General features: G+C 70.4%; 19 protein-coding genes and 1 pseudogene. 10 read left to right on the plus strand and 10 right to left on the minus strand.

Features of this window, described 5'->3' with window-relative positions; translation table 11 throughout:
* Positions 1–39: 39 nt before the first annotated feature.
* Genes LAJ50_RS18200 through LAJ50_RS18210 form a run of 3 tightly spaced genes read right to left on the minus strand, consistent with a single transcriptional unit; the run spans position 40 to position 3,100 of the window.
* A complete protein-coding gene (locus tag LAJ50_RS18200; RefSeq protein WP_138653036.1) occupies positions 40–1,044 on the minus strand; it encodes an ABC transporter substrate-binding protein in 1,005 nt (334 codons plus the stop codon).
* 8 nt (positions 1,045–1,052) lie between these two features.
* Positions 1,053–2,429 (minus strand): sensor histidine kinase, encoded by a 1,377-nt coding sequence (locus LAJ50_RS18205; RefSeq protein WP_138652942.1) that lies wholly within the window; start codon positions 2,427–2,429, stop codon positions 1,053–1,055.
* Positions 2,426–3,100: a response regulator transcription factor gene (locus LAJ50_RS18210; RefSeq protein ID WP_138653034.1), complete on the minus strand. Its 675-nt coding sequence runs from the start codon at positions 3,098–3,100 to the stop codon at positions 2,426–2,428. The genes LAJ50_RS18205 and LAJ50_RS18210 overlap by 4 nt, the downstream gene beginning before the upstream one ends.
* 177 nt (positions 3,101–3,277) lie before the next feature.
* Here LAJ50_RS18210 and LAJ50_RS18215 point away from each other — a divergent pair, with 177 nt between their 5' ends.
* The 3 genes from LAJ50_RS18215 to phbB all read left to right on the plus strand — a co-directional run bounded on the left by LAJ50_RS18215 (position 3,278) and on the right by phbB (position 6,724).
* Positions 3,278–4,474 carry a porin gene (locus LAJ50_RS18215; protein ID WP_224096378.1) on the plus strand — a complete coding sequence of 399 codons (1,197 nt, stop codon included), beginning with the start codon at positions 3,278–3,280 and terminating at the stop codon, positions 4,472–4,474.
* A gap of 48 nt (positions 4,475–4,522) precedes the next feature.
* The gene (locus tag LAJ50_RS18220) at positions 4,523–5,854 is read left to right on the plus strand and encodes a CitMHS family transporter (protein ID WP_138652940.1); all 1,332 of its coding nucleotides are present in this window, start codon (positions 4,523–4,525) and stop codon (positions 5,852–5,854) included.
* A 129-nt stretch (positions 5,855–5,983) separates the two neighbouring features.
* Positions 5,984–6,724, plus strand: a complete 741-nt coding sequence (phbB, locus tag LAJ50_RS18225) for an acetoacetyl-CoA reductase (RefSeq protein ID WP_130521557.1) — start codon at positions 5,984–5,986, stop codon at positions 6,722–6,724.
* Positions 6,725–7,259: 535 nt separating this feature from the next.
* On the opposite strand, the gene dcp is transcribed toward phbB, so the two are convergent.
* The 3 genes and pseudogenes from dcp to LAJ50_RS20305 all read right to left on the minus strand — a co-directional run.
* Entirely contained in the window at positions 7,260–9,416 is a 2,157-nt protein-coding gene (gene dcp / locus LAJ50_RS18230; protein WP_138652938.1) for a peptidyl-dipeptidase Dcp, read from the minus strand.
* Positions 9,417–9,567: 151 nt separating this feature from the next.
* A complete protein-coding gene (locus tag LAJ50_RS18235) occupies positions 9,568–10,521 on the minus strand; it encodes an isoaspartyl peptidase/L-asparaginase (protein WP_224096615.1) in 954 nt (317 codons plus the stop codon).
* Positions 10,522–10,758: 237 nt separating this feature from the next.
* Positions 10,759–11,643, minus strand: a pseudogene (locus tag LAJ50_RS20305) (cyanophycinase); the annotation flags it as partial.
* Here LAJ50_RS20305 and LAJ50_RS18245 point away from each other — a divergent pair.
* The 3 genes from LAJ50_RS18245 (at position 11,615) to LAJ50_RS18255 (ending at position 16,399) form a co-directional block, all read left to right on the plus strand.
* Positions 11,615–12,193, plus strand: a complete 579-nt coding sequence (locus LAJ50_RS18245; RefSeq protein ID WP_138652936.1) for an RNA polymerase sigma factor — start codon at positions 11,615–11,617, stop codon at positions 12,191–12,193. The pseudogene LAJ50_RS20305 and the gene LAJ50_RS18245 overlap by 29 nt on opposite strands.
* Positions 12,168–13,229, plus strand: a complete 1,062-nt coding sequence (locus LAJ50_RS18250; protein WP_224096379.1) for a FecR domain-containing protein — start codon at positions 12,168–12,170, stop codon at positions 13,227–13,229. Before LAJ50_RS18245 ends, LAJ50_RS18250 begins: the two co-directional genes overlap by 26 nt.
* A 101-nt stretch (positions 13,230–13,330) precedes the next feature.
* Positions 13,331–16,399, plus strand: a complete 3,069-nt coding sequence (locus LAJ50_RS18255; protein WP_138654956.1) for a TonB-dependent receptor — start codon at positions 13,331–13,333, stop codon at positions 16,397–16,399.
* Positions 16,400–16,491: 92 nt separating this feature from the next.
* On the opposite strand, the gene LAJ50_RS18260 is transcribed toward LAJ50_RS18255, so the two are convergent.
* Positions 16,492–17,073, minus strand: a complete 582-nt coding sequence (locus tag LAJ50_RS18260) for a lysophospholipid acyltransferase family protein (RefSeq protein WP_224096380.1) — start codon at positions 17,071–17,073, stop codon at positions 16,492–16,494.
* A gap of 25 nt (positions 17,074–17,098) precedes the next feature.
* Positions 17,099–17,530, minus strand: a complete 432-nt coding sequence (gene arfB / locus LAJ50_RS18265; protein ID WP_130552351.1) for an alternative ribosome rescue aminoacyl-tRNA hydrolase ArfB — start codon at positions 17,528–17,530, stop codon at positions 17,099–17,101.
* A gap of 235 nt (positions 17,531–17,765) precedes the next feature.
* Here arfB and LAJ50_RS18270 point away from each other — a divergent pair, with 235 nt between their 5' ends.
* Positions 17,766–18,506 (plus strand): DUF2059 domain-containing protein, encoded by a 741-nt coding sequence (locus LAJ50_RS18270; RefSeq protein ID WP_138654958.1) that lies wholly within the window; start codon positions 17,766–17,768, stop codon positions 18,504–18,506.
* 363 nt (positions 18,507–18,869) lie between these two features.
* Here the strand turns inward: LAJ50_RS18270 and ung are convergent, their stop codons facing one another.
* Together ung and tsaD are read right to left on the minus strand one after the other, a co-directional pair.
* Positions 18,870–19,586, minus strand: a complete 717-nt coding sequence (gene ung, locus LAJ50_RS18275) for a uracil-DNA glycosylase (RefSeq protein ID WP_138654960.1) — start codon at positions 19,584–19,586, stop codon at positions 18,870–18,872.
* Between the two features lie 139 nt (positions 19,587–19,725).
* Entirely contained in the window at positions 19,726–20,754 is a 1,029-nt protein-coding gene (gene tsaD / locus LAJ50_RS18280; protein WP_138654962.1) for a tRNA (adenosine(37)-N6)-threonylcarbamoyltransferase complex transferase subunit TsaD, read from the minus strand.
* 123 nt (positions 20,755–20,877) lie between these two features.
* Between tsaD and rpsU the strand changes: the two genes are divergently transcribed.
* From rpsU to LAJ50_RS18295, 3 genes are all read left to right on the plus strand, one after another.
* Positions 20,878–21,093: a 30S ribosomal protein S21 gene (gene rpsU / locus LAJ50_RS18285; protein WP_002808376.1), complete on the plus strand. Its 216-nt coding sequence runs from the start codon at positions 20,878–20,880 to the stop codon at positions 21,091–21,093.
* Positions 21,094–21,250: 157 nt separating this feature from the next.
* A complete protein-coding gene (locus LAJ50_RS18290) occupies positions 21,251–21,697 on the plus strand; it encodes a GatB/YqeY domain-containing protein (RefSeq protein ID WP_130552355.1) in 447 nt (148 codons plus the stop codon).
* Positions 21,698–21,851: 154 nt separating this feature from the next.
* On the plus strand, positions 21,852–24,140 hold the full coding sequence (locus LAJ50_RS18295; RefSeq protein WP_138654964.1) for a TonB-dependent receptor: 2,289 nt from the start codon (positions 21,852–21,854) through the stop codon (positions 24,138–24,140).
* Positions 24,141–24,167 lie beyond the last annotated feature (27 nt).

Genomic DNA, 24,167 nt, shown 5'->3' on the forward strand with positions numbered 1-24,167 from the left:
GGTTCATGCCACGCGCACGCGTGAAGGGCGCGCCCGGCTTCAGGGCGCCTGCGGCTGCACCAGCGCCTGCCAGTTCTCCAGGAACTGACGACGCTTGAGCGTATCCAGGTACACGAGCAGGCCGGGGCCGAGCGTGATCGGCCGCAGCGCGTGCCCGGCCGGCAGGACCGAGCCCAGGCGCGCCTGTTCGGTCAGCACGCGCTGGCCGCGCGGGGACAGCAGATAGTCCAGGAACGATTGGGCCTGCGCGCGGTGCGGCGCCGTGCGCGGGATCACCGCGGTGCGCAGCGCCACCAGCGTGTAGTCCTCCGGCTGCACCAGGCCCAGCGGCGCGCCGGCGTCGATGCGCGCCTGCGCGTAGGAGCCCAGCACGTTGTAGGCCAGCAGCAGCGGGCCGGTGCGCTCCTCCAGCTGGACCGCGTTGCGGCCCAGTGCGGCCAGCAGCGCGGTCGATACGCTGCCGCGCTGCGCGTCCTGGGTGGCGAACAGATAGCCCACGCCGCTGCGCGCGATGTCGTAGGTGCCCACCCGGCCGCGCAGCGGCGCATCCGGCGCGCGCAGCAGGTCCAGCAGCTGGCGGCGCGTGCGCGGCACCTGGTCCGGCCTGAGCAGGCGCGTGTTGTAGACGATGGCCACCGGCTCGGTGCTGATGGCGAAGACCTCGTGCCGCCACTGCGCCCAGTCCGGCAGCGCCTCGGTCTGCGGCGAACGATAGGCCAGGGCATGGCCGTCGTTGGCCAGCTTGGTCTGCAGGTCCATGCTGGCGCTGATCATCAGGTCCGGGCCGCGCGTGTCGCCCGGCGCGCGCAGGTAGCGCGCGTACATCTCCCAGGACACCACTTCCTCGTACAGCACCTCGATGTCCGGATGCAGGCGCTGGTAGTCGGCGATGACGCTGGCGAACACCGGCAGATCGGTCGAGCCCTGCACGCGCAGCTGCGCGGCGGCTTGGCCCGAAGGCGCCGGGAAGCGGCGGGCCTTGTCCGACTGCGCCCAGCCCAGAGGCGCCACGCACAGCAACAGCAGCACGGCGAACAGACGCATCGGGCGCATCAGGAGATCCTCGGCAGGGTCAGCGTCACCACCAGCCCGCCGTCGGTCCGGTTGGACAGGTCGATGCGCGCGCCATGGCTATCGGCCACGCGCTTGACGATGGCCAGGCCCAGGCCGGCGCCGCCCTGCGCCGCCTGGGCACCGCGGGCGAAACGTTCGAACACGGTATTGGCCTCGGCCGGCGGGATGCCCGGCCCGCGGTCGGCGATGGTCACCACGCACTGTGCGTCGTCCACCCGCAGCGCGATCCGCAGCGGACCGTCCGCGCCGCCGTGCTTGAGCGCGTTGTCGATCAGGTTCTTCATTGCCTCGCGCAGCAGCAGCGCATCGCCGCGCACATGCGCCGGCGCCGGGTCGATGTCCAGTTCCAGCATCGGCTGCGGTCCGATCGCCGGCAGGGCATCGTGCAGGGCCTGGCGCAGCACCTCGGCCAGGTCGCAGCGCGCGAAGTCCTGCAGGTTGGAGCGATGCAGCACGCTGGCATCGCTGAGCAGCTGGTTGAGCAGGCGGCTCATGTGGGTCGCGTTGCGTTCCACCGCGGTCAGGCTGCGCCGCATGTCGGCCGGATCGTCCTCGTCCAGGCCCAGCTGCGCCTGGGCGCGCAGTGCGGCCAGTGGCGTGCGCATCTGGTGCGCGGCCTCGGCCATGAAGGCGCGCAGGTTCTCGTTGCTGGCCTGCAGGCGCTGCATGAAGCGGTTGAGCGCACCGACCATCTGCTGCATCTCCTGCGGCGCGCCCTCGGGCAGCGGGCGCAGGTCGAAGGGCTCGCGCCGGGAGAGATCGCCCTCGAGCCGCGCCAGCGGGCGCAGCGCGCGCTGCACGCCCAGCCAGACCAGCGCGGCGCTGAGCAGCGAGAGCAGCGCCAGCGCGGCCAGCGCGCGCAGCACCAGTTCGCCCGCCAGCGCCTCGCGCGCGCGACGGGTGTGGCCCACCTCCACCAGCACCTGCGCCTGCGCCGCCGGCGTGGTGATCCGCCGCGCCACCGCCGCCACGCGCACCGGTTCGCCGCTGTAGTGGGCGTCGAACAGCACCGGCTGCCCATCCTGCGGCGGCCGCCGTGGCGTCGGCAGGTCGCCGTAGCCGGTGATGGTGCGGCCACGACCGTCGAGCACGCGGTAGAAGACGCGGTCCTCCGGCGCCATCGACAGCATGTCCAGCGCCGCGTACGGCAGATCCACCTGCCACTGGCCATCGGCCAGGGCGACGCTGTCCAGGATCGACAGCGCCGAGGACACCAGCAGGTGGTCGTAGGACTGGTTGGCGGCGCGGTTGCCGTAGGCGCGCGCGGCGAAGAACAGCACGGCGATGGCCAGCGCCGACAGCGCGCCCAGATACACCAGCAGCGTGCGCCGCAGCGAAGGCGCGGCGCGGCTCATGGCGCGGCGGCCTCGGCCTTGTAGCCCACGCCGCGCACGGTGGTGATGCGCAGCGGGCCGTGTTCGCCCAGCTTGCGCCGCAGGCGGCCGATGTACAGCTCGATCGCGTTGGGCCCGGCCTCGTCGTCGAAGCCGAACAGGCCCTTGGCGATCTCGTCCTTGCTCACCACCTGCTCCAGCCGGCCCAGCAGGATCTCCAGCAGGCGGAACTCGCGGTTGGGCAGCTCCAGCGCCACGCCATCGACATGCACGGTGTGCGCGGCGGCGTCGAACACCAGCGCGCCCACCTGGACCGCCGCGGACGCCTGGCCGCGGCTGCGCCGCAGCAGCACGCGGCAGCGCGCCTCGAACTCGCGGAAGTCGAACGGCTTGGCCAGATAGTCGTCCGCGCCCACGTCCAGCGCGTGCACACGATCCTCGATGCCATCGCGCGCGGTCAGCATCAGCACCGGCGTGGCGTCGCCGCGCTCGCGCAGCTGGCCGAGCACGGCGAGGCCGTCCATGCGCGGCAGGCCGATGTCCAGCACCACCAGGTCGAAGGTCTGGTAGCGCAGCACGCTGGCCGCGCCCAGGCCGTCGCGCTGCCAGTCCACCGCGTGGCCGCTGCGGCGCATGCGGCGCACGATGGCGTCGGCCAGGTCCTCGTTGTCTTCGACCAGCAGCAGGCGCATCGGCACGGGCCAGCACGGCATGGGGCGTCGCAGGATTCCATCTGCGCGCGGGCGCGTCCATCCCACCTTTGCTGCATTGCAGCGACAGGACCATGACAGCTTGCGGCTCCTAGCCTCCCTCGCAACCTCGGTGCCCGCGCTCGATCCGCGGCGACCGATCCGAACCTGGGAGGGTCCGTGTCCACCACCACCAACTCCATCGCCGCGCTGGCCGCGGTCCTCGGCGCCTGCATCGCCGCACCGGCCTTGGCCGCGGACGAGGACACGCGGCCGATCACGGCCGAACTGGGCGGACGCCTGCACTGGGACTTCGCCGTGTTCGACAACGACACGCGCGGCGTGCCGAACGACAACGACAGCCAGTTCCGCCGGGTCTGGCTGGATGTCTCCGGTCGCTTCTATGGCTTCACCTACAAGGCCGAAGTCGATCTGGCCGGCCTGCAGGACGCATCGGGCAGCGAGGGCATCGTCGCGCGCGATGTGTACATCGCCAGGGCGTTCGACGCCGGCACGCTGACGGTGGGCCAGTTCAAGCAGTACTTCAGCCTGGACGATCGCACCGGCTCCAACTACGGCGCGTTCCTGGAGCGCGGCATGGGGCCGAGCACGCTGGCGCCGATCTACCGCAAGGCAGTGTCCTGGCAGGCCACGCTGCCGCACGGCACCTGGGCGGCGAGCGCCTACAGCCTGGAAAGCATCGACAACAGCGCGACCAGGGGCGCCGCGGTCGGCGGGCGCGCGACCTGGCTGCCGCTGGATGCGGGCAGCACGCTGCGGCACCTGGGCCTGTCGCTGGCGCACGAGGCCTACGACCATCCGGGCACGCGCCGGGCCGCGGCGCTGGTGCTGCGGCCACGCCCGGCCAACGACCTGGCCGACAACAGCCGCCTGACCCTGGCGCGCTTCGACGCCGGCCGCGACACCGACGTGGACAAGTGGTCGCTGGAGTACGCCGAAGTCCATGGCCCCCTGTCCTGGCAGGGCGAATACAGCGGCGCAGTGCTGGACGACGGCGCGCAACAGGCGCAGGTGCAGGCCGCCTACGGCTTCGTCAGCTGGTTCGTCACCGGCGAGTCGCGCGGCTACGACCGCAAGACCGGGCGCTTCTCGCGCATCAAGGCGCTGCGCCACCGCACCGGCGCGCTGGAACTGGCGCTGCGCTACGACCGTATGTGGGGTCGGCAGCATCCCGACGGCATGGCCGACACGATCGATGCCTCGATGCGGGCGGTGACCCTGGGCGCCAACTGGTACTTCAGCCCACACCTGCGGGTGATGTTCGACGCGATCGACAGCCGCAACCGCGACCACCGCACCGGCGCCACGCTGGACCACACCCTGGCCTACACCGGACGCTTCCAGTACGACTTCTGAGCCACCGCCGCACCGCCGGTGCGGCCTCCAACCCTTGAGGAAACGCGGATGCTGACGCTGCTCGGCTTCGGGATGGTCATCGCCTTCATGTACCTGATCATGTCCAAGCGGCTCTCGCCGCTGGTGGCGCTGATCACGGTGCCGATCGTGTTCGCGCTGCTGGGCGGCTTCGGCGGCGGCATCAACGAGATGATGCTGGAAGGCATCAAGAAGATCGCGCCGACCGGCGTGATGCTGATGTTCGCCATCCTCTACTTCGGCGTGATGATCGATGCGGGGCTGTTCGACCCGCTGGTCGGACGCATCCTGCGCCTGGTCAAGGGCGATCCGCTGAAGATCGTGATGGGCACGGCGATCCTGGCGATGCTGATCTCGCTGGACGGCGACGGCTCGACCACCTACATGATCACCGCCTCGGCCATGCTGCCGCTGTACCACCGGCTGGGCATGAACGCGCTGCGCATGACCTGCGTGACCATGCTCGCCAGCGGCGTGATGAACCTCACTCCGTGGGGCGGGCCGACCGCGCGCGCGGCCACCGCGCTGCACGTGGATCCGGCCGATGTGTTCGTGCCGCTGGTACCCGCGATGGTGATCGCGCTGCTCAGCATCCTGGCGCTGGCGTGGTGGCTGGGCCTGCAGGAGCGCCGCCGCCTTGGCGTGATCCAGCTGCCGCCGGGCCAGGACTGGATGGACGCCTCGGTGGCCGAGGACGGCAGCGATGCGCTGCCCACGGTCGAGGATGTCGAGCACATCAAGCGACCCAAGCTGCTGTGGGTCAACTTCGCCCTGACCTGCGCGCTGATGGCCGCGCTGGTGGTGGGCGTGCTGCCGATGCCGGTTTTGTTCATGATCGGCTTCGCCGTCGCGCTGGTGATCAACTACCCGGACCTGGCCGAGCAGCGCCGCCGCCTGGTCAACCACGCCGGCAACGTGCTGTCGGTGGTGTCGCTGATCTTCGCCGCCGGCATCTTCACCGGCATCCTGTCCAACACCGGCATGGTCGAGGCGATGTCGCGCAGCTTCCTGGCCGTGATCCCCGATGCCTGCGGCCCGTACCTGGCGGTGATCACCGCACTGGCCAGCATGCCCTTCACCTTCTTCATGTCCAACGACGCCTTCTACTTCGGCGTGCTGCCGATCCTGTCGCAGGCCGCGGGCGAATACGGCATCACCCCGGTGGAGATGGCGCGCGCCTCGCTGGCCGGCCAGCCGGTGCATCTGCTCAGCCCGCTGGTGCCCTCGACCTATCTGCTGGTGGGCCTGGCCAAGGTGGAGTTCGCCGACCACCAGAAGTTCACCCTCAAGTGGGCGGTGCTGGTCTCGCTGGTGCTGATGGCGGCGGGGCTGGTGTTCGGGTTGTTTCCGTTGGTGGCTTGAGGGCGGGGATTCGGGATTCGGGATTCGGGAAAGCAAACGCCACTGACGCTTCGCAGGCCACGCTCGCTTTTTTACGGGGCCCGGTCTCCGGGTTCCGACACCTCTTCGAATACTTCCAAGGTCCATCCAATGACACTTCGCATCGCTTACGTCACCAGCGGCATGGGCAGCCTCGGCACGGCCATCTGCCAGAAGCTGGCCCACAGCGGCCACACCGTCGTCGTGGGCTGCGGACCCGACTCGCCGCGCAAGGCCGGCTGGCTGCGCGAGCAGCGGGCGCTGGGCTTCGACTTCATCGTCTCGGAAGGCAACGCGGCCGACTGGGACTCGACCGTGGCCGCCTTCGACCAGGTGCGCTCGGAGGTCGGCGAGATCGACGTGCTGGTCAACAACGCCGGCGGCCACCGCGACCAGCTGTTCCGGCAGATGCAGCGCGCGGACTGGCAGGCGGTGATCAATGGCAACCTCAACGCGCTGTTCAACGTCACCAAGCAGGTGATCGACGGCATGACCACGCGCGGCTGGGGACGCATCGTCAACATCGGCTCGGTCAGCGCGCACCGCGGCCAGATCGGCCAGGTCAACTACGCCACGGCCAAGGCGGCGATGGGCGGCTTCACCCGCGCGCTGGCGCAGGAAGTGGCCACGCGCGGGGTGACGGTCAACACGCTCTCGCCCGGTTACATCGCCAGCGCGGCGATCAGCGGCTTCCCGCCGGACATGCTGGAACGTCTGGCCTCCAGCGTGCCGGTCCGCCGTCTGGGCCAGCCGGCCGAAGTCGCCGGCCTTTGCGCCTGGCTGGTCTCCGACGAAGCCGCCTACGTCACCGGCGCCGACTACGCCGTCAACGGCGGCCTGCATATGGACTGAGCACCTCATGCTTCGGTGGGAGCCGCCACCGCGGCGATGGGGCCTTCCCGATAAAGCCCCATCGCCGCCATGGCGGCTCCCACAGGGGTGGTGCTGTTGCTCTTGCTTCGGCGGCTTGACCGGTAAAGCCCCGCTCCCTTTCCATCCCTCCCCTGTGCCGTACGCAAGGGAGTGGGCTCAAACCGAAGTCCTGTGACCTGACGCGCGCGGCAGCGGTCCGGCGGGCGGTGGCCGCGCCTAGCGAGGCAGGATGCCGAGCGCCCGAGTCAGGGCAGGATGCCCTGATCGAGGGAAAAGCGGCCACCGCCCGCCGGACCGCTGCCCCTGCCGAAGCCGCAACGTTCCAGCCCCGCGATCACTACAGCAAAAGAAGAACAAAAAAGGACGGCCAAAGGCCGTCCTTTTCCCTCATCCATCTCCCGCCGGAAGACGTCGCGGCTAGCAATCGAAGAGCTGCAAGTTCAGGCGAAGCGCACAAGACCTGACGCGAGCTTCGCCCATCACCGTACCCACTTCGCCTGGCGGAAGAGCCGCCTCACTTCAGCCCGCGATTCTCCAGCAGCGGCGCGACGCTGGGGTCCTTGCCGCGGAAATCGCGGTACAGCGTGGCCAGGTCGACGGTGTTGCCGCGCGAGAGGATCTTGGCGCGGAAGATGTCGCCGTTCTTGCGCGACAGACCGCCGTTCTCCTTGAACCACTCGAACGCATCGTCGTCCAGCACCTCGGCCCAGAAGTAGGCGTAGTAGCCGGCCGAATACCCACCGCCCCAGATGTGGTCGAAGTAGGTGGTGCGGTAGCGCGGCGGCACCTCGGCCAGGTCGACCTGGTACTTCTTCAGCGCATCGGCCTCGAACTTGTCCACGTCCTGCAGCGGCGCGTCGGCCGGCAGGGTGTGCCAGGACAGGTCCAGCAGCGCCGCCGACAGATACTCGGTGGTGGCATAGCCCTGGTTGAAGGTGCGCGCCTTCTTGATCTTGTCCACCAGGTCGGCCGGCATCGCCTCGCCGGTCTGGTAGTGCCTGGCGTAGTGCGCGAACACCTTCGGATCGGAGGCCCAGTGCTCGTTGAACTGCGAAGGGAACTCGACGAAGTCGCGCGAGGTCGCGGTACCGGCCAGGGTCGGGTACTTCACGTTGGAGAACATGCCGTGCAGCGCATGGCCGAACTCATGGAACATCGTGGTGACGTCGTCGAAGCTCAGCAGCGCCGGCTGGCCCGGCGCCGGCTTGGTGAAGTTGCAGACGTTGTAGACCACCGGCTTGGTGCCGCTCAGCCCGTTCTGGCCGACGAACTCGTCCATCCAGGCGCCGCCGGACTTGCTGTCGCGCTTGAAGTAGTCGGTGTAGAACAGCGCCATCGACTTGCCGTCGTGGTCGAACACCTCGTAGACCTTCATCCCGTCGTGGTAGGTCGGGATGTCGGTGCGCTCCTTGAAGGTGATGCCGTAGAGCTGGGTGGCGGCGTAGAACACCCCGTTCTTGAGCACGTTGTCCAGCTCGAAATACGGCTTGATCTGCGCCTCGTCCAGGTCGTACTTGGCCTTGCGCACCTGCTCGGCGTAGAAGTCCCAGTCGGCGGCGGAGAGCTTGAAGCCGCCCTGCTGCGCGTCGATCACCTTCTGCATCTCCGCAGCCTCGCTGCGCGCCTTGGCGGTGGCCGCGGGCACGGTATCGGTGAGCAGCTTCAGCGCCGCGTCCGGCGTCTTGGCCATCTGGTCGCCCAGGCTGTAGGCCGCATAGCTGTCGAAGCCGAGCAGCTTGGCCTTCTGCGCGCGCAGCTGGGCCAGGCGCTGCACCGTCTGGCGGGTGTCGTTGCCATCGCCCTTCTCGGCGCGCGACTGCGAGGCGCTCATCACCTGCTGGCGCAGGTCGCGGTCCTTCAGCGAGGCCAGCACCGGCTGCTGGGTGGTGTTCTGCAGGGCCAGCAGATACTTGCCGTCGAGCTTGCGCGCGGCCGCGTCCTGCGCGGCCGAGGCGATGTCGCCGTCGGACAGGCCGTCGAGCCTGGCCTTGTCGTCCACCACCACCGCACCGGCGGCGGCCGCCGCGACCAGCTTGGTGTGGAACTGGGTGGACAGCGTGGTCTCTTCGACGTTGAGCTTGCGCAGGGTGGCCTTGTCGGCGTCGGACAGCTGCGCGCCGGCGCGCACGAACTCCTGGTACTGGTACTCGACCAGGCGCTTCTGCTCCGGGTCCAGGTTCAGCGTGTCGCGCTGGTCGTAGAGGCTCTTGATGCGCGCGAACAGCTTCGGATCCAGGTTGATCTCATCCTGGTGCGCGGCCAGCTTGGGCGCGATCTCTTCCTGGATCTTCTGGCGCGCGTCGTTGGTGTCGGCCTGGACCAGGCCGAAGAAGATGCGCGAGACGCGGGTCAGCGTCTGCCCGCTGCCCTCCATCGCCTCCAGGGTGTTGGCGAAGGTGGCCGGTTCGGGGTTGTCGGCGATCTTGCGGATCTCGGCCAGGTGCTGCTGCATGCCTTCCTCGAAGGCGGGCAGGTAGTCGCCGTCCTGGATCTTGTCGAAGGGCGGCGCCTGGAAGGGCAGCGTGCTGGCGCTCAGCAGCGGATTGGCGCGCTGCGGCGCGGCGGCGGCCGGGGCGGATGCGGCGGGTTTCACGGAATCGGCCTCCGTTGGTCCTTGGCAGGCGGCCAGCGCCAGGCTGATGGCGGTGGCGAGAGCGAGGGTGCGGGTCATGCGGGTCCAGCCATTGCGGAAGAGCCGCGCACGCTACCCCATCTGCCCAGCGCTGGCACGTGCCGGACGCTGGCCGATTGGGCCCAAGGTCAGCGTCCTTCCCCGCGCCGTGCCACGCCGCCGCCGGCCCGGCGCGGCCACCGCCAGCCCCCTAGGGCGCCGCCTGTCCGGCCGGCAGCGGCAGCGCGTCGTCCTTGTAGATGGCCACGTGCGGCACGCCGTCGGCGCCGATCCAGCCGCGATACATGCCCTCGGTGTTGAACGGGAACGCGACCACGCCATCGGCGGCCAGCCCGATCGCGCCGCCGTCGCCGCCGGCGGCCGGGATCTGGCGGTTGATCACCGTCTGCGCCGCGCGCACCAGCGACTGGCCGGCGTACTTCATCCGCGCGCAGATGTCGTAGGCGGCCACCGCGCGGATATAGAACTCGCCCCAGCCGGTGCCGGACACGGCGCACTGCGCGTTGGCATAGGTGCCGGCGCCGATGATCGGCGAATCGCCGACCCGGCCGTAGCGCTTGTCGGTCATGCCGCCGGTGGACGTGCCCGCCGCCAGCCGCCCGGCGCTGTCCAGCGCCAGCGCGCCCACGGTGCCGAAGTGCTTGGCCGTGGCGAGGTCGTCGTGGTCCAGGCCCAGGCGGTCTTCCTTCAGCGCCTGCTGCAGCTGCTGCCAGCGCTTCTCGGTGCGGAAGTAGGACGGATCGACCAGGGTGATGCCCTGCTCGCGGGCGAAGACCTCGGCGCCATCGCCGACCATCATCACGTGCTGGGAGTGGTCCATGACGGCCTTGGCGAGCAGGATCGGGTTCCTGACCCGGTGCACGCCGGCGATCGCGCCGGCCTTGCCGCTGGCGCCGTCCATGATCGCCGCGTCCAGCTCGTTCCTGCCGTCGTGGGTGAACACCGCGCCCTTGCCGGCGTTGAACTGCGGCGAATCCTCCAGCACGGTGATGGCCGCGGCCACCGCCTCCGGCGCCGGCTTGCCCTGGGTCAGCAGCGCATGGCCGGCCTGCAGCGCGGCGGTCATCGCCGCGCGCGCCTCGGCCTCGTCGGCCGGGGTCATGCCCTTGCGCTCGACGCCGGCGCCACCGTGGATCACCAGCATCGGCGCATCCAGCAGGGTCAGCACACCATCGCGCACCGCGTATCGATGCTGGAACACCGGCGCGTCCACCGTGCCGGCCGGCAGGTGCAGCACCGAGCCGGCGCCCACGCCCAGCGTGCGCACCTGCGCCAGCTGCATCGGGCTGTCCTCGGCCTGGTGCTCGGTGAAGCCGCCCTGCACCACCGTCGCACCCGCGCCGGGCGAGGTGGCATACACGCGGGCGCTGCCGTCGCCCTCCACCGCCACCGCCGCGCTCTCGTCCACGCCCAGGCCGATCAGCGGATGCCCGGCCAGGGTCTCGGCCTTGGCCACGAAGCCGATCAGCCGGCCCAGCCGGTTGCGTTCGCTGAAATGGGTGTCGGTGACCACGCCCTTGAGCGCGGCCAGGTGCAGGAAGCCGGTCTCGATGGTGTTCTCCGGCCCCAGCGGATCGGCCAGCGCGCGCGGGCTGGTCTGGCTGCCGCCGTCCATGGCGCCGTACAGGTATTCACCCTGCATCGCCAGGCCGGCGCTGGTGCCGCCCAGCGGCTTGCCCGCGGCCACGTGCGCATCCAGCGCGGCCGCCACCGGCGTGTCCTTCCAGAAGCGCACGTAGCGCGACTGGTCGCCGCCGGCGATGAAGATGCCGTCGGCCCGCTTCAGCGCCTGCAGCATCTTCGGGTCGTAGGCCGCCTGGCGGTCGTGGAAGACGAAGGTCTCCACCGACACCGGGCCGCCCACCTCGCGATAGAACTCCTCGCCCACCTCGCCGGCCTGCGAGGCGCGCAGCACCACCAGGTGGCCGTTGCCGGCCTTGGCGAAGAACCAGCGCAGCGCGTCGTGGTTGCGGTCGCCGCCGCCCATCAGCAGCAGGCCGGGCTGGACCTTGCCCGGCGTGGCGGCCTTGGCGTCGCCCAGCAGGTAGCGGTCCAGCGAGGCCGGCGCGGCCATCGCCACACCCGACCAGAGCAGCGCGGCCAGCAGCGGCCAGGACTTGCGTGAAACGGACGGCATGGGCAGGGCTTCCTTTGGAGGGCGACAGCCATGCAGGACGAACGAGCCGCGCCGATCCCCCCGTGGGCAACGGCGCGGCGGCTCGGCTATGGTGCAGGCCATGCGCAACGCCCTGGACGACTGGTTCATCCGCGAGATCCTGATCCACGAGGCGTCGCTGAGCGCGTACCTGCGCCGCAGCTGGTCGCGGCCCGACGAGGTCCACGACCTGCGCCAGGAGATCTACGTGCGCGTCTACGAGGCCGCCGGCAAGGCGCTGCCGACCGCGCCCAAGTCCTTCCTGTTCGCCACCGCCCGCCACCTGATGACCGACCGGCTGCGCCGCGGGCGGGTGGTGTCGATCGAGGCAGTGGGTGATCTGGACGCCTTGCACGTCTTGGTGGACGAGGCCTGTCCCGAACGCGTGTGCGGCGGACGGCAGGTGCTCAGGCGGCTGGCCGAGGCGTTCGACCGGCTGCCGGACCGCTGCCGGGAAGTGGTGTGGCTGCGGCGGGTGGAGGAACTGTCGCAGAAGGAGGCGGCCATGCGCATGGGCATCAGCGAGAAGACCGTGGAGAAGCACCTGGCCAAGGGCATGCGCCTGCTGGCCGGGGCCTATCACGGCGGCGGCCCGGCGCGCCCCGCCGCCGCATCGCAACCGACCGGACACCGGCATGTCGACGGACAGCGCCAGGATTGAGTCGCGCGCGGCCGCGTGGCTGGCGCGGCGCGACTGCGGCGACTGGGACACCCAGGCGCAGGACGCGCTGGAGGCCTGGCTGGCGCAGGCCACCGCGCACCGCATCGCCTTCCTGCGGCTGGAAGCGGCCTGGGAACAGAGCGGCCGCCTGGCCGCGCTCGGCGCCGGGGTGGCGCCGGGCACGGTGCCGCCGCGCGGCGCCTGGTCGTCCCCGCCGGCACCGCCCACCGCGGCCCCCGGCCCGGGCGCCGACCTGTCGCAGGTGGTCTTCGCCCCACGCCCCGCGCGCTCCCGCCGCCGCTGGCCCGCCCTGCTCGCCGGTGCGGCCGCGCTGCTGCTCGCCCTGGGCGTGGCCGGCGCCGGCTGGAGGCATTACGCGGTCACCGAAAGCGCGCGTTACGCCAGCGCACTGGGCCAGCTGCAGCCGGTGGCGCTGTCCGACGGCTCGCGCGCCACGCTCAGCAGCGACAGCCTGATCGAGGTCGCGCTGTCGGCCGCGCGCCGGCGCATCGCGCTGGAGCGTGGCGAGGCCTACTTCGAGGTGGCCAAGGACGCCGACCGGCCGTTCGTGGTCGAGGCCGGCGCGCGCCGCGCGGTGGCGGTGGGCACGCGCTTCTCGGTGCGCCGCGACGGGACCACCACGCGCGTGATCGTCACCGAAGGCACGGTGCGGCTGGAATCAGACGCCCACGGCGACCGTCCTACCCCGACCACGCTGCTGCCGGCCGGCAGCATCGCCATCGCCGGCCCGGACGGGGTGCTGGTGCGCAGCGTGCCGCTGGCCGAGGCCGAGGCCGCGCTGGACTGGCGCGGCGGCCTGCTGAGCTTCCGCGACACCGCCCTGCGCGAGGCGGTGGCCGAGTTCAACCGCTACAACGCGCGCAAGCTGGTGGTGGCCGACGCCGGGGCCGGTGCGCTGCGGGTGTCGGGGACCTTCCAGTGGGACAACGCCGACGGCTTCGTGCGCCTGCTCGAACGCGGCTTCCCCGTGCACGCCGAACGCCGCCCCGGGACGGTGCTGCTGCACAGCCGCTGAGCACGCCGCGCGTCGATCGCGTGGGGGGAGTGGCGAAGTTGTTCGTCCTGAGCCTTGCATGGGCGCGCCCCCCGCACGCCCGCCACTCTGGGGAGAGTCGAATGCATTCCAAGCTGCGAACGCTGCTGTTGAGCGCTGCCTGTGCGGCGGCCCTGTCCGCCCAGGCCCAGGCCGCCAGCCAGCTGGACATCCCGGCCGGCAGCCTGGACGGCGCCCTGCAGGCGCTCTCGCGCCAGACCGGCGCGCAGCTGCTCTACCGCCCCGAGCAGCTGGCCGGCCTGCAGACCCGCGGCGTGCGCGGCGAGCTCAGCCCCGGGCAGGCGGCCGACCGCCTCCTCGAAGGCAGCGGCCTGGTCGCCCGGCGCGACGCCTCCGGCGCCCTGCTGATCGCCCGCCAGGACACGACCCCGCGGCCTGCGCCCGGCGCGCGCCCGAAGTCCGCACCCGCGCCGCAGGCCGACACCGACGCCCCGACCGACCTGGAGCGCCTGCAGGTCACCGGTTCGCGCATCCCGCGCGCCCAGGTCGAGGGCCCGGCGCCGATCACCACCATCACCGCCGAGGACATCAAGGCCAAGGGCTTCACCACCGTGCCCGACGTGCTGCGCGCGATCACCCAGAACGGCGGCGAGACCCAGAGCCAGCAGTCGGCCAACGGCGCGGACTTCTCGCCCGGCGCCCAGCAGGTGGACCTGCGCGGGCTGGGGCCCAACCACACCCTGGTGCTGGTCAACGGCCGCCGCATCGCCGACTTCCCGCTGCCGTTCAAGGGCCGCAGCAACTTCACCGACATCTCCAACATCCCGCTGGGGATGATCGAACGCATCGAGATCCTCAGCGGCAGCGCCTCGGCGGTGTACGGCTCGGACGCGATCTCCGGCGTGGTCAACTTCATCCTGAAGAAGCACGCTGACGGCACCACGGTGGACTACCGCTTCGGCACCACCAGCCGCGGCGATGCCGACTCGTTCGACCTGAGCATCTCCAGCGGCTTCGAGCGCGGCGCCTTCAGCGCCGTCTATGGACTGGAATACACCGGGCAGAACCCGCTGTGGGCCTATCAGCGCGGCATCCAGGACTCCTCGCAGGATTCTCCCGTGGCCAGTGGCCGGATCGCGCGCCGCGGCTTCCTGCGCACGGACTACTACGACACCTACCTCGACCCCGGCCAGGACACCTGCGAGGCGCTGGCCCGCCTCAACGGCAACTCCACCTACTACGCCTCGCGCCCGCGCTACGGCGACTACGATCCGGCGTTGGACGATTACGGCCCGGGCTACTACTGCGGCAGCGACAAGGCGATCGGCTACGGCACCATCATCAGCAAGCGCAAGGGCCTCAACGCCTACGGCAGCTTCAGCTACGACTTCGGCGATGGGCTGCGCTGGTTCGCCGACGTGCAGGCCGGCTACCACACCATCGACCTGTTCCGCGACGTGCGCAGCTGGTCCTACCAGCAGCCCGACGGGCAGAAGGACGGCTACTTCTACAACCAGGCCACCGAACAGGTGGAGTACTGGCAGCGCCAGTTCACCCCGGAGGAAATGGGCGGCCTGAACACCGGCACGGTCCGCAACCGGCAGAAGACCTTCAGCCTCACCACCGGCCTGGCCGGCCGCTTCGGCCAGGCCTGGGACTGGGAGGCCTCGCTGTCGCATTCGCAGTATTCGCTGGCGGTGAGCTGGCCGCAGATCGTCGCGTCCAGGGCGAACGACCTGTTCCTGGGGCCGATGCTGGGCATCGACGAGGACTCGGGCTATCCCATCTACGACGCCGACCCGGCGCGCCTGTACACGCCGCTGACCCGCGCCGAGTACGACGGCATCTTCGCGCGCTCCACCTACCACCCCGAGTCGCGCAACGACACGCTGGCCTTCACCGTGACCAACGCCGAGGTGTTCGCCCTGCCCGGCGGCGCGGCCGGGCTCTCGGCCACGGCCGAGTTCGGCAGCCAGGGCTACGACCTCAAGCCCGATCCGCTGGCCACGCAGAACTACTACTACAGCTGGAAGGACTCCGACGGCCACGGCAGCCGCAACCGCTGGGCGGTGGCCAGCGAACTGCGCCTGCCGCTGCTGGAGCGGTTGAACCTCAGCGTGGCCGGGCGCTTCGACCAGTACCGCTTCGCCGGCCGCAGCGTCGACAAGCCGACCTGGAGCGCGGGCGTGGAATGGCGCCCGATCGATGCGCTGCTGCTGCGCGGCTCCTACGGCACCGCCTTCCGCGCACCGGACCTGCACTACCTCTTCGCCCAGGAAGGCGAGGACGAGACCTCCGGCGTGGACTACTACCGCTGCGATACCGAGGAGGCCGGCACGCCGTACGAGGACTGCAGCTACGGCGATGAGGGCATCGTGCGCACGCGCGTGGGCAACCGCGACCTCAAGCCGGAAACCAGCACCTCGTGGACCGCCGGCCTGGTGTTCTCGCCCACGCCGGGCTTCGACATCTCGCTGGACTGGTTTGACATCGACATGCGCGACCAGGTGCAGGATCTGCGCGTGGACGTGGTGCTGCGCAACGAGCGCGACTGCCTCACCGGCGCGGTCCCGCTCAGCTCGGGCACCTGCGTGGACGCGCTCTCGCGCGTCACCCGCCTGGCGGACGGCAAGCTCTACGGCGTGTCCGTCGAACCGATCAACATCGCCCGCGAGCGCACCTCCGGCGCCGACCTGGCCGCGCACTGGAAGCTGGACACCGGCCTGGGCCTGTTCACCCTGGGCCTGGACTACACCTGGGTGCACCGCCACGACATCCAGGTCTATGCCGGCGATCCGATGGTGGACGAGTTCGCGGTCAACAGCGGCTACGACATCCCGCGCACCAAGACCAGCGCCAGCCTGGGCTGGAGCAGGGCCGACTGGTCGGCCACGGTCTACGGCCAGCGCCTGGGCAAGCTGCCCAACTACGCCTCCTACGACCAGGACTTCGACGAGGACTCGGGCGAGAGTCCGTGGATCGCGGCGACCTGGCGCTACAACCTGTCGCTGTCGCGGCAGTTCGGCGACCGCGCGCGCCTGTCGCTGACGGTCAACAACGTGCTGGACAAGATGCCGCCCAAGGACGCCAGCTACACCGCCTATCCGTACTACGACGTGTCCTGGTTCGATTCGCTGGGGCGCAGCCTGTACCTGGACTTCACCTACAAGTTCGGCGGCAAGCCGCTCTGAGGAGCGGGTGAGGCGGAACGAGGAACGAGGAAGCGCCAGAGCGCACGTGGCGGTCCGCTCTTACTCGTTCCTCGTTCCCCTCAACTCGTTGCTCAGACAGTCCCGCGCGTCTTCCCCATCCACGGCCGGTACCAGGCGCGGATGGCGGCCATGTCGGCCTCCATGTCGGCGCTGGTGTGGAACACCGGGCCCAGGCCGATGATCTTCTCGGGATAGTGGAAGTAGGCCATCAGCACCGGCACATCGGCGGCGCGGGCGATCTTCCAGAAACCGGCCTTCCACTTCTCCACCCGGTTGCGCGTGCCCTCGGGCGTGACCACGAACCAGATGCGCTCGCTGCGGCGGATGGTGTCCACCGCGGTGGACACGACGCCGCCGGCGTTGGCGCGGTCCACCGGCACCACGCCCAGCTTGTGCAGCAGCAGCGACAGCGGCCACCAGAACAGGCTGGCCTTGGCCAGCACCTTGACCTCGAAGCCCATCGCGATCTTGGCCGCCATGCCCCACAGCCCGTCCCAGTTGGACGAATGGGGGGCCACGATCATCACCAGCTTGGGGATGTCCGGCAGCTCGCCGGCGATGCGCCAGCCGCTCAGGCGCAGCAGGGTGCGCGCGCACCAGCGGTTGAAGCGGTTGGGCTTCACGCGCGGCATGTTGCGGGGAGTGGCCGGCATCTGCCCCGGCGGCCTCGGGGTCGGGTCAGTCCCAGTCACGTGCGGTCCGGTTGCGCTTGATCTGGCCACGGGTCTTCTTCTCATCCAGCCGGCGCAGCTTGGAGGCGCGGCTCGGTCGGGTCGCCACGCGGGCCTTGGGCACCGACAGGCTGGCGGCAATGATGTCGGCCAGGCGCTCGCGCGCATCCTGGCGGTTGCGGTCCTGGGTACGGAAGCGCTGCGCGTCGATCACCAGCACGCCCTCGTCGGTCAGGCGCCGGTCGCGGCGCGCCAGCAGGCGGCTGCGCAGGGCCTCGGGCAGCGACGGCGAGCCGGCCACGTCGAAACGCAGCTCGACCGCGCTGGAGACCTTGTTGACGTTCTGCCCGCCGGCGCCGCTGGCGCGCACGAAGCGCTCGATCAGTTCCTCGTCGGGGATCGAGAGCGCAGGGGTGATCTGGAGGGAACCGGCCGGCATGTCGGCGATTGTAGGCCAAGGCGATGACACGCCGTGCGCGGGCGCATCGCGTGCACCGGCGACCACGGCGGTCCTGAACCCCGCCCCGGGCACGCACCTGACGAGTCTGTCATCGGGCTTTGCGGCGCGCGCGAACCCACGCAGAATCGCCGCCTTCGCTTAGTGAAATTTTTACACGCACCCCGCGTCGGCTCGGCACCATCGCCGGTCACGTTGCGCGCCTTTCGAGATCCACATGCCACGTCGTCGATTCACGTCCGTCCTGTTGTTGCTGTCCCTGCTGGCGGCGGTCTGCGCGCCCGCGCTGGCCCGCGTGCCGACCGACGAGGAGATCGACCGACTGCTGGCCGCCTCGCGCGCGCAGAGCATGCTGGCGGCCATCCAGCCCCAGGTCGAGGCGATGCAGCGGGAGCAGTTCGCCCAGCTCACCCAGGGCAAGACGCTGACCCCGCAGCAGCAGGCCGAGATCCAGCAGATCCAGGCCAGGACCTCGGAAATCGTGCGCCAGTCGCTGGCCTGGGAGCAGATGCGCCCGGTCTACCTGGACGTGTACCGCAAGACCTTCGACGACGACGACGTCAAGGCGATGACCAAGTTCTACGAGAGCAAGGCCGGCCAGCGCCTGCTGGACCGCACGCCGACGATGATGCAGAGCCTGATGGTGGGCATCCAGCAGAAGATGATCCCGCAGCTCGAAGCGCTGCAGGCCGAGGTCAAGACGGTCTCGGCCGAGCCCATGCCCGCCCCGCCGGTGTCCCCGCCGGAAGAGCGCCGCAAGCCGGTGACGACCAGCAGCACCCGCAAGAAGGCCACTTCGAGCAGCAAGAAGTCGAGCACCAAGTCGAGCACGAAGAAGTCCAGTTCCAGCAAGTCGAGCAGCGGCAAGTCCGGCTCGACCAAGGCCAGCACCACCAAGAAGGCCACCACCAGCAAGACCCCGGCCAAGAAGACCACCACGACCAAGAAGGCCTCGTAGCGCGGCGGCCGGTGCAGGGCGCGGCCCTGACGCCTGGATATCCGACACCGTGCCGGCAGCCGCAGCCGCAAAGCCTCGCGCCGTTCCCGGCACGCAGACGAAGCAGGACTACCAGCAGCCCCTTCGTCCCCACCGAAGTCGAGAACGGCCCCTCCCCTTTCGCGAAGCGAAGGGGGAGGTTGGGAGGGGGTGCTTTTGCTTTTGACTTCCCCGCGAAGAGCCCCCTCAGTCGCTAGCCGCGACTTCGAGCTCCCCCTTGGCCTGCGGCCAAAAGAAGGGGGCAAGCGCGCGCGCTTCGAGAACGGCCAACTAAGCGTTAGCCTCGCTAGGCGGAAGCGGCCAAAGGCGGTTCTACCGGAAGCCTTAAGGCTCCAACTGCGCCCGCGGCGGCAGCGTCCAGTCGACCGCCCCCAACCCATGCCGATTGAGGTACTCGTTGGCCTGCGAAAAATGCCGGCAGCCCAGGAAGCCACGGTGCGCCGACAGCGGCGAGGGATGCGGCGCCTTCAGCACGCGATGGCGGCGTGGATCGATCACCTTGCCCTTGGCCTGCGCATAGCTGCCCCAGAGCAGGAACACCAGATGCTCGCGCTCGTCCGCCAGCGTCTGGATCACATGGTCGGTGAAGCCCTCCCAGCCCTTGCCCTGATGCGCGCCGGCGCGGCCTTCCTCGACCGTCAGCACCGAGTTGAGCAGCAGCACGCCATGGCGCGCCCACGGCGTCAGGCAGCCGTGGTCCGGCGGGGTGAAGCCGATGTCGCTGGCCAGTTCCTTGTAGATGTTCTGCAGCGACGGCGGCACCGGCACGCCCGGCAGCACCGAGAAGCACAGCCCGTGCGCCTGCCCGGCACCGTGATACGGATCCTGGCCCAGGATCACCACCTTGACCGCCTCGAACCGCGTGGCATCGAACGCCGCGAAGATCTGCGGACCCGGCGGAAACACGTGCGCCCCGGCCTGCTTGCGCTGGCGCAGGAACGCCGCCAGCGCCCGCATCTCCGGCCGCAGCAGCCAGTCGCCCACCCGCGCCTTCCACGAAGGTTCGAGCTGGACGCGGGGATGGGAAGCGTCTTCGGTCATCGCACGATTGTAGGCGGCGCCGATGCTTGCTTGTGTGTGGGAGCCGCCCTTGTGGCCTTTTCGGCCAGTGGCGGCGACGGGCTTTACCGGGAAATCCTCATCGCCGCCATGGCGGCTCCCACGCACCGCAGTGCATGCATCACGCCACCGCCGGCAGCGTCGCCATGTCCCAGCGCGGGGTGACGTGCACCTGCGCGTCGCTGCGCTGGCCGGCTTCCAGGCGCAGTGCGCCGGCGAAGGCGATCATCGCGCCGTTGTCGGTGCACAGCGCCGGGCGCGGGAAGCAGGCGCGGCCGCCGCGCTGCTCGCACATGGCCTGCAGCCTGGCGCGCAGGCGCTTGTTGGCGCCGACGCCGCCGGCGATCACCAGCGTGTCGCTGCCGGCGGCCTCCAGCGCGCGCTGGCACTTGATCGCCAGCGTGTCGACCACCGCGTCCTCGAAGCCGCGCGCGATGTCCGCGCGCGTGGTCTCGCTCTGGTCGCTGTCGCGCCAGGCCAGCAGCACCTGGGTCTTCAGGCCGGAGAAGCTGAAGTCCAGGCCCGGGCGGTCGGTCATCGGCCGGGCGAAGGTGTAGGCCCCCGGCGTGCCGGTCTCGGCCAGCCGCGCCAGCTGCGGGCCGCCCGGATACGGCAGGCCCATCAGCTTGGCGGTCTTGTCGAAGGCCTCGCCGGCCGCGTCATCCAGGGTCTCGCCGAGCAGGCGGTACGCGCCGATCCGGTCCACCGCCACCAGCTGGGTGTGGCCGCCGGACACCAGCAGGGCGACGAACGGCGCCGCGGGCGGGTCGTCCTCCATCAGCGGCGCCAGCAGGTGGCCTTCCATGTGGTGCACGCCGATGGCCGGCAGGTCCAGCGCCCAGGCCAACGCCCGGGCCACGCCGGAGCCCACCAGCAGCGCGCCGACCAGGCCGGGGCCGGCGGTGTAGGCCACGCCGTCCAGATCGCGCGTGGACAGGCCGGCCTCGCCCAGGGTCTGGCGGATCAGCGGCAGCAGCTTGCGCACGTGGTCGCGGCTGGCCAGCTCCGGCACCACGCCGCCGTACTGGGCGTGCAGGGCGATCTGGCTGTAGACCGCGTGGGCGCGCAGGCCGGCTGCGCCGCCCAGGGCGGTGTCGTAGACGGCCACGCCGGTCTCGTCGCAGGAGGTTTCGATGCCGAGGACTTTCATGGCCACAGGATGCGCCCGGACCCGGGCCATTTCCAGTCCGCGCGCTTGCGCGGGGCGGGACGAGCCGCTATAGTGCGCGGCTCACCGGGTTTGAGCCCGGTAATTTTGTGTCCCGGAGATTCCATGCCCAGCGTCAAAGTCCGCGAAAACGAGCCGTTCGAGTTTGCGCTCCGTCGTTTCAAGCGCACCTGCGAAAAGGCCGGCGTGCTGGCCGAAACCCGCAAGCGCGAGTTCTACGAAAAGCCGACCCAGGAGCGCAAGCGCAAGGCCGCTGCCGCGGTGAAGCGCCAGCTGCGTCGCTCCTCGCGCGACGTCACCAAGCGCCAGCGCCTGTACTGAGCGAAGGCGGGTCGTTGCGTCGGCCACCGCCTTGCGCGGTGGACCGGCGGCAAGCCAGACCAAGAGCCGGCACGCGCGAGCGTCGCCGGCTTTTTGTCGTCTCTTTTTCCCGTTCCACCGCGCGGGCCCGCCCGCGCACCTGCCCCGGAGGATGGCCATGAGCCTCAAGCAACAGCTGACCGATGACATGAAGACCGCCATGAAGGCCGGCGAGAAGGACCGCCTCGGCGTGATCCGCCTGATCAACGCGGCGATCAAGCAGCGCGAAGTCGACGAGCGCATCGAGCTGGACGATGCCGCCGTGCTGGCCGTGCTGGAGAAGATGGTCAAGCAGCGCAAGGACTCGGTCAGCCAGTACGAGAGCGCCGGCCGCGAGGACCTGGCCGCGATCGAGCGCGCCGAGCTGGCCATCATCGACACCTACCTGCCGGCCAAGCTGGACGAGGCCGCCATCGCCGCGGCGATCGACGCGGCCATCGCCCAGACCGGCGCCGCCGGCCCGGCCGACATGGGCAAGCTGATGGGCGTGCTCAAGCCGCAGCTGGCCGGGCAGGCCGACATGGGCCTGGTGTCCAAGCTGGTCAAGCAGAAGCTGGCCGGCTGAGGCCGCCCCCGCCTGCGGGCCGCGCGCCGTGCGCCTGACGCACCCGGGCTGCAATCGCAAGCAATTCTCATCTACACTTTCCTGACTGGGTGCAAGCCTTTCGCCGCGCCCGCCAGCAGGTCCGCCTTGCAAGGACCTCCCGGGAACGTTCCACATGTGTGCTCCCACTGCCCGCGCCGGGCTGCGTCCGGCGCTGTTGACCCTGGCCGTGCTGACGGCGCTGCCCGCCGCGGCACAGCAGGCCACCCCGCCCCTCGCCGCCACCGAACTGGACAAGGTCACCGTCACCGGCGAGAAGACCGACCGCTCGCTGCAGGACACCACTTCCAGCGTCGTGGTGACCACCAGCGCCAGGATCGAGCAGGAGAACCTGCTCTCGCTGTCGGACCTGATCAACCGCACGCCCAACGTCACCCCGATGTACGGCCAGCGCGGCTTCACCATCCGCGGCATCGCCGACGAGTCCGGCGCGCCCAACCCGCTGGCCACCATCTACCTGGACGGCGCGGCGCTGCCCAGCCAGGCCAGCGACAGCCTGCCCACCGACCTGTGGGACCTGGCCCAGGTCGAGATCTTCCGCGGCCCGCAGTCCACCATCCAGGGCCAGAACGCCCTGGCCGGCGCGATCGTGATGCGCAGCGAGGACCCGAGCATGGACTGGAGCGGCCACGCCCGCGTGCTGCTGTCCGATCCGTCGGACAAGCGCTACGCCTTCGCCGGTGGCGGCCCGCTGGTGCGCGATGAGCTGGCCTTCCGCGTGGCCGCCGAGAAGCGCGATTTCGACGGCTATGTGTGGAATCCCACCCGCCAGACCGGCGAGGACGCGCTGGAGAGCACCAACGCCCGCTTCAAGCTGCTGTGGACGCCCAAGGGCCTGCCGGGGCTGACCGCGCGCCTGACCTGGATCAACGACAACCGCGACGGGCCGTACATGTACACCTACGCGCGCGGCGATGTGCGCGACCCGTTCGCCCATCCGATCAACACCTCCGACTATCCCAACACCACCCGGGCCCACGCGCAGATCGGCACCGCGCAGGTGGACTACGACTTCGGCAATGCCTGGACGCTGTCCTCGGTGACCGCCTGGAGCAAGGTGACGACCACGCGCCGCGCCGACAACGACCTGGGGCCGGTCGATGCGGCCCACACCCTCACCGACGGCGACTATCGCGGCCGCTCGCAGGAGCTGCGCCTGCACTACGCCGGCGAGCGCCTGGACGGGCTGCTGGGCGCGTACTGGTCGCGCGCGGACGACGCCAACACGCAGTCCAGCCGCACCAACGTGACCACGCCGGTGACGACCATCGCCGGGGTGCTGCGCGCTTCCGGCTTCCCGGCGGCCACAGCCACCGCCCTCGCCACGCGCTACGCGCAGGCGCTGCCGGTGATCCCGGTGGACTACGACAGCGATGCGCCGACCGAGTCGGAAAACAAGGCGCTGTTCGGCGACGGCCAGCTGCGGCTGGCGCCGGCGTGGACCCTGCTGGCCGGTTTCCGCTACGACCGCCAGGACTACACCTTCTCCAACGACACCAGCGCGGTGTTCGCCGGCACCCTGCCCGATCCGGGCAGCTTCGGCGCCGCCGGCTCGCTGCTGTACCAGGCCGCGGTGGGCATCAACCAGGCCGTGCTGGGCCTGGTGCGCTCGGCCAGCGGCGGCTACGCGGCGCCGACCACGCGCACCTTCACCGCCTTCCTGCCCAAGACGGGGCTGCGCTGGGACTTCGCCACGGACAAGTCGCTGGCGCTGACGGTGCAGCGCGGCTACCGCTCGGGCGGCTCCAGCTTCAACATCGCCCGCAGCCAGGTGGTCGCCTACGACCCGGAATACACCTGGAACTACGAGGCGGCCCTGCGCACGCAGTGGCTGGACGGGCGCCTGACCTTCAACGCCAATGCCTACTACATCGACTGGAAGGACAAGCAGGTCACCGCGTACTTCGGCCTCAACACCTACGACTACAACACCGTCAACGCCGGTCGCGCGCACCTGTACGGGCTGGAGGCCGAGACGCGCTACCGCGTCAACGAGGGCTTCGACCTGTACGCCTCGCTGGGCGGCACGCGCACGCGCTACGACGAGTTCCGGACCATCCAGGGCGCGACCATCACCGACTACAGCGGCCAGGAGTTCGCCTACGCGCCGCACTGGACGCTGGCGGCCGGCGGCAACTGGCGCTGGGCGCAGGGCTGGTTCGGCAACCTCAACGCCAACTTCCGCGACAGCGTGAAGTTCAGCGTGGGCAGCGGCGCCGCGGGCGCGCCCTCGCGCACGCTGGTCAACGGCAAGCTGGGTTACGGCAACCTGGACTGGAGCGCTTATGTCTTCGGCAGCAACCTGCTGGACAAGGGCTATGTCCAGTACGCCTGGGCCGATCAGCCGAACATCGTGATCGGCGCGCCGCGCGTGGTCGGGATCGGGTTCGAGGCGTACTGGTGAGGATGATGCGCATGCGCGAGGCAAGCC

Origin of the sequence: Pseudoxanthomonas sp. X-1 (assembly GCF_020042665.1) — a bacterium.
GTDB lineage: Bacteria > Pseudomonadota > Gammaproteobacteria > Xanthomonadales > Xanthomonadaceae > Pseudoxanthomonas_A > Pseudoxanthomonas_A spadix_A.

Bases quoted from the DNA above. Each gene is read 5' to 3' on its own strand.
- LAJ50_RS18245 (WP_138652936.1), top strand. From the start codon at position 11,615: ATGCGCAACGCCCTGGACGACTGGTTCATCCGCGAGATCCTGATCCAC.
- tsaD (WP_138654962.1), bottom strand. From the start codon at position 20,754: ATGAAAGTCCTCGGCATCGAAACCTCCTGCGACGAGACCGGCGTGGCC.
- LAJ50_RS18290 (WP_130552355.1), top strand. From the start codon at position 21,251: ATGAGCCTCAAGCAACAGCTGACCGATGACATGAAGACCGCCATGAAG.
- LAJ50_RS18210 (WP_138653034.1), bottom strand. From the start codon at position 3,100: ATGCGCCTGCTGCTGGTCGAAGACAACGAGGACCTGGCCGACGCCATC.
- phbB (WP_130521557.1), top strand. From the start codon at position 5,984: ATGACACTTCGCATCGCTTACGTCACCAGCGGCATGGGCAGCCTCGGC.
- LAJ50_RS18260 (WP_224096380.1), bottom strand. From the start codon at position 17,073: ATGCCGGCCACTCCCCGCAACATGCCGCGCGTGAAGCCCAACCGCTTC.
- LAJ50_RS18205 (WP_138652942.1), bottom strand. From the start codon at position 2,429: ATGAGCCGCGCCGCGCCTTCGCTGCGGCGCACGCTGCTGGTGTATCTG.
- LAJ50_RS18295 (WP_138654964.1), top strand. From the start codon at position 21,852: ATGTGTGCTCCCACTGCCCGCGCCGGGCTGCGTCCGGCGCTGTTGACC.
- dcp (WP_138652938.1), bottom strand. From the start codon at position 9,416: ATGACCCGCACCCTCGCTCTCGCCACCGCCATCAGCCTGGCGCTGGCC.
- LAJ50_RS18250 (WP_224096379.1), top strand. From the start codon at position 12,168: ATGTCGACGGACAGCGCCAGGATTGAGTCGCGCGCGGCCGCGTGGCTG.
- LAJ50_RS18235 (WP_224096615.1), bottom strand. From the start codon at position 10,521: ATGCTGGTGATCCACGGTGGCGCCGGCGTCGAGCGCAAGGGCATGACC.
- LAJ50_RS18270 (WP_138654958.1), top strand. From the start codon at position 17,766: ATGCCACGTCGTCGATTCACGTCCGTCCTGTTGTTGCTGTCCCTGCTG.
- LAJ50_RS18200 (WP_138653036.1), bottom strand. From the start codon at position 1,044: ATGCGTCTGTTCGCCGTGCTGCTGTTGCTGTGCGTGGCGCCTCTGGGC.
- arfB (WP_130552351.1), bottom strand. From the start codon at position 17,530: ATGCCGGCCGGTTCCCTCCAGATCACCCCTGCGCTCTCGATCCCCGAC.
- LAJ50_RS18220 (WP_138652940.1), top strand. From the start codon at position 4,523: ATGCTGACGCTGCTCGGCTTCGGGATGGTCATCGCCTTCATGTACCTG.
- rpsU (WP_002808376.1), top strand. From the start codon at position 20,878: ATGCCCAGCGTCAAAGTCCGCGAAAACGAGCCGTTCGAGTTTGCGCTC.
- ung (WP_138654960.1), bottom strand. From the start codon at position 19,586: ATGACCGAAGACGCTTCCCATCCCCGCGTCCAGCTCGAACCTTCGTGG.
- LAJ50_RS18255 (WP_138654956.1), top strand. From the start codon at position 13,331: ATGCATTCCAAGCTGCGAACGCTGCTGTTGAGCGCTGCCTGTGCGGCG.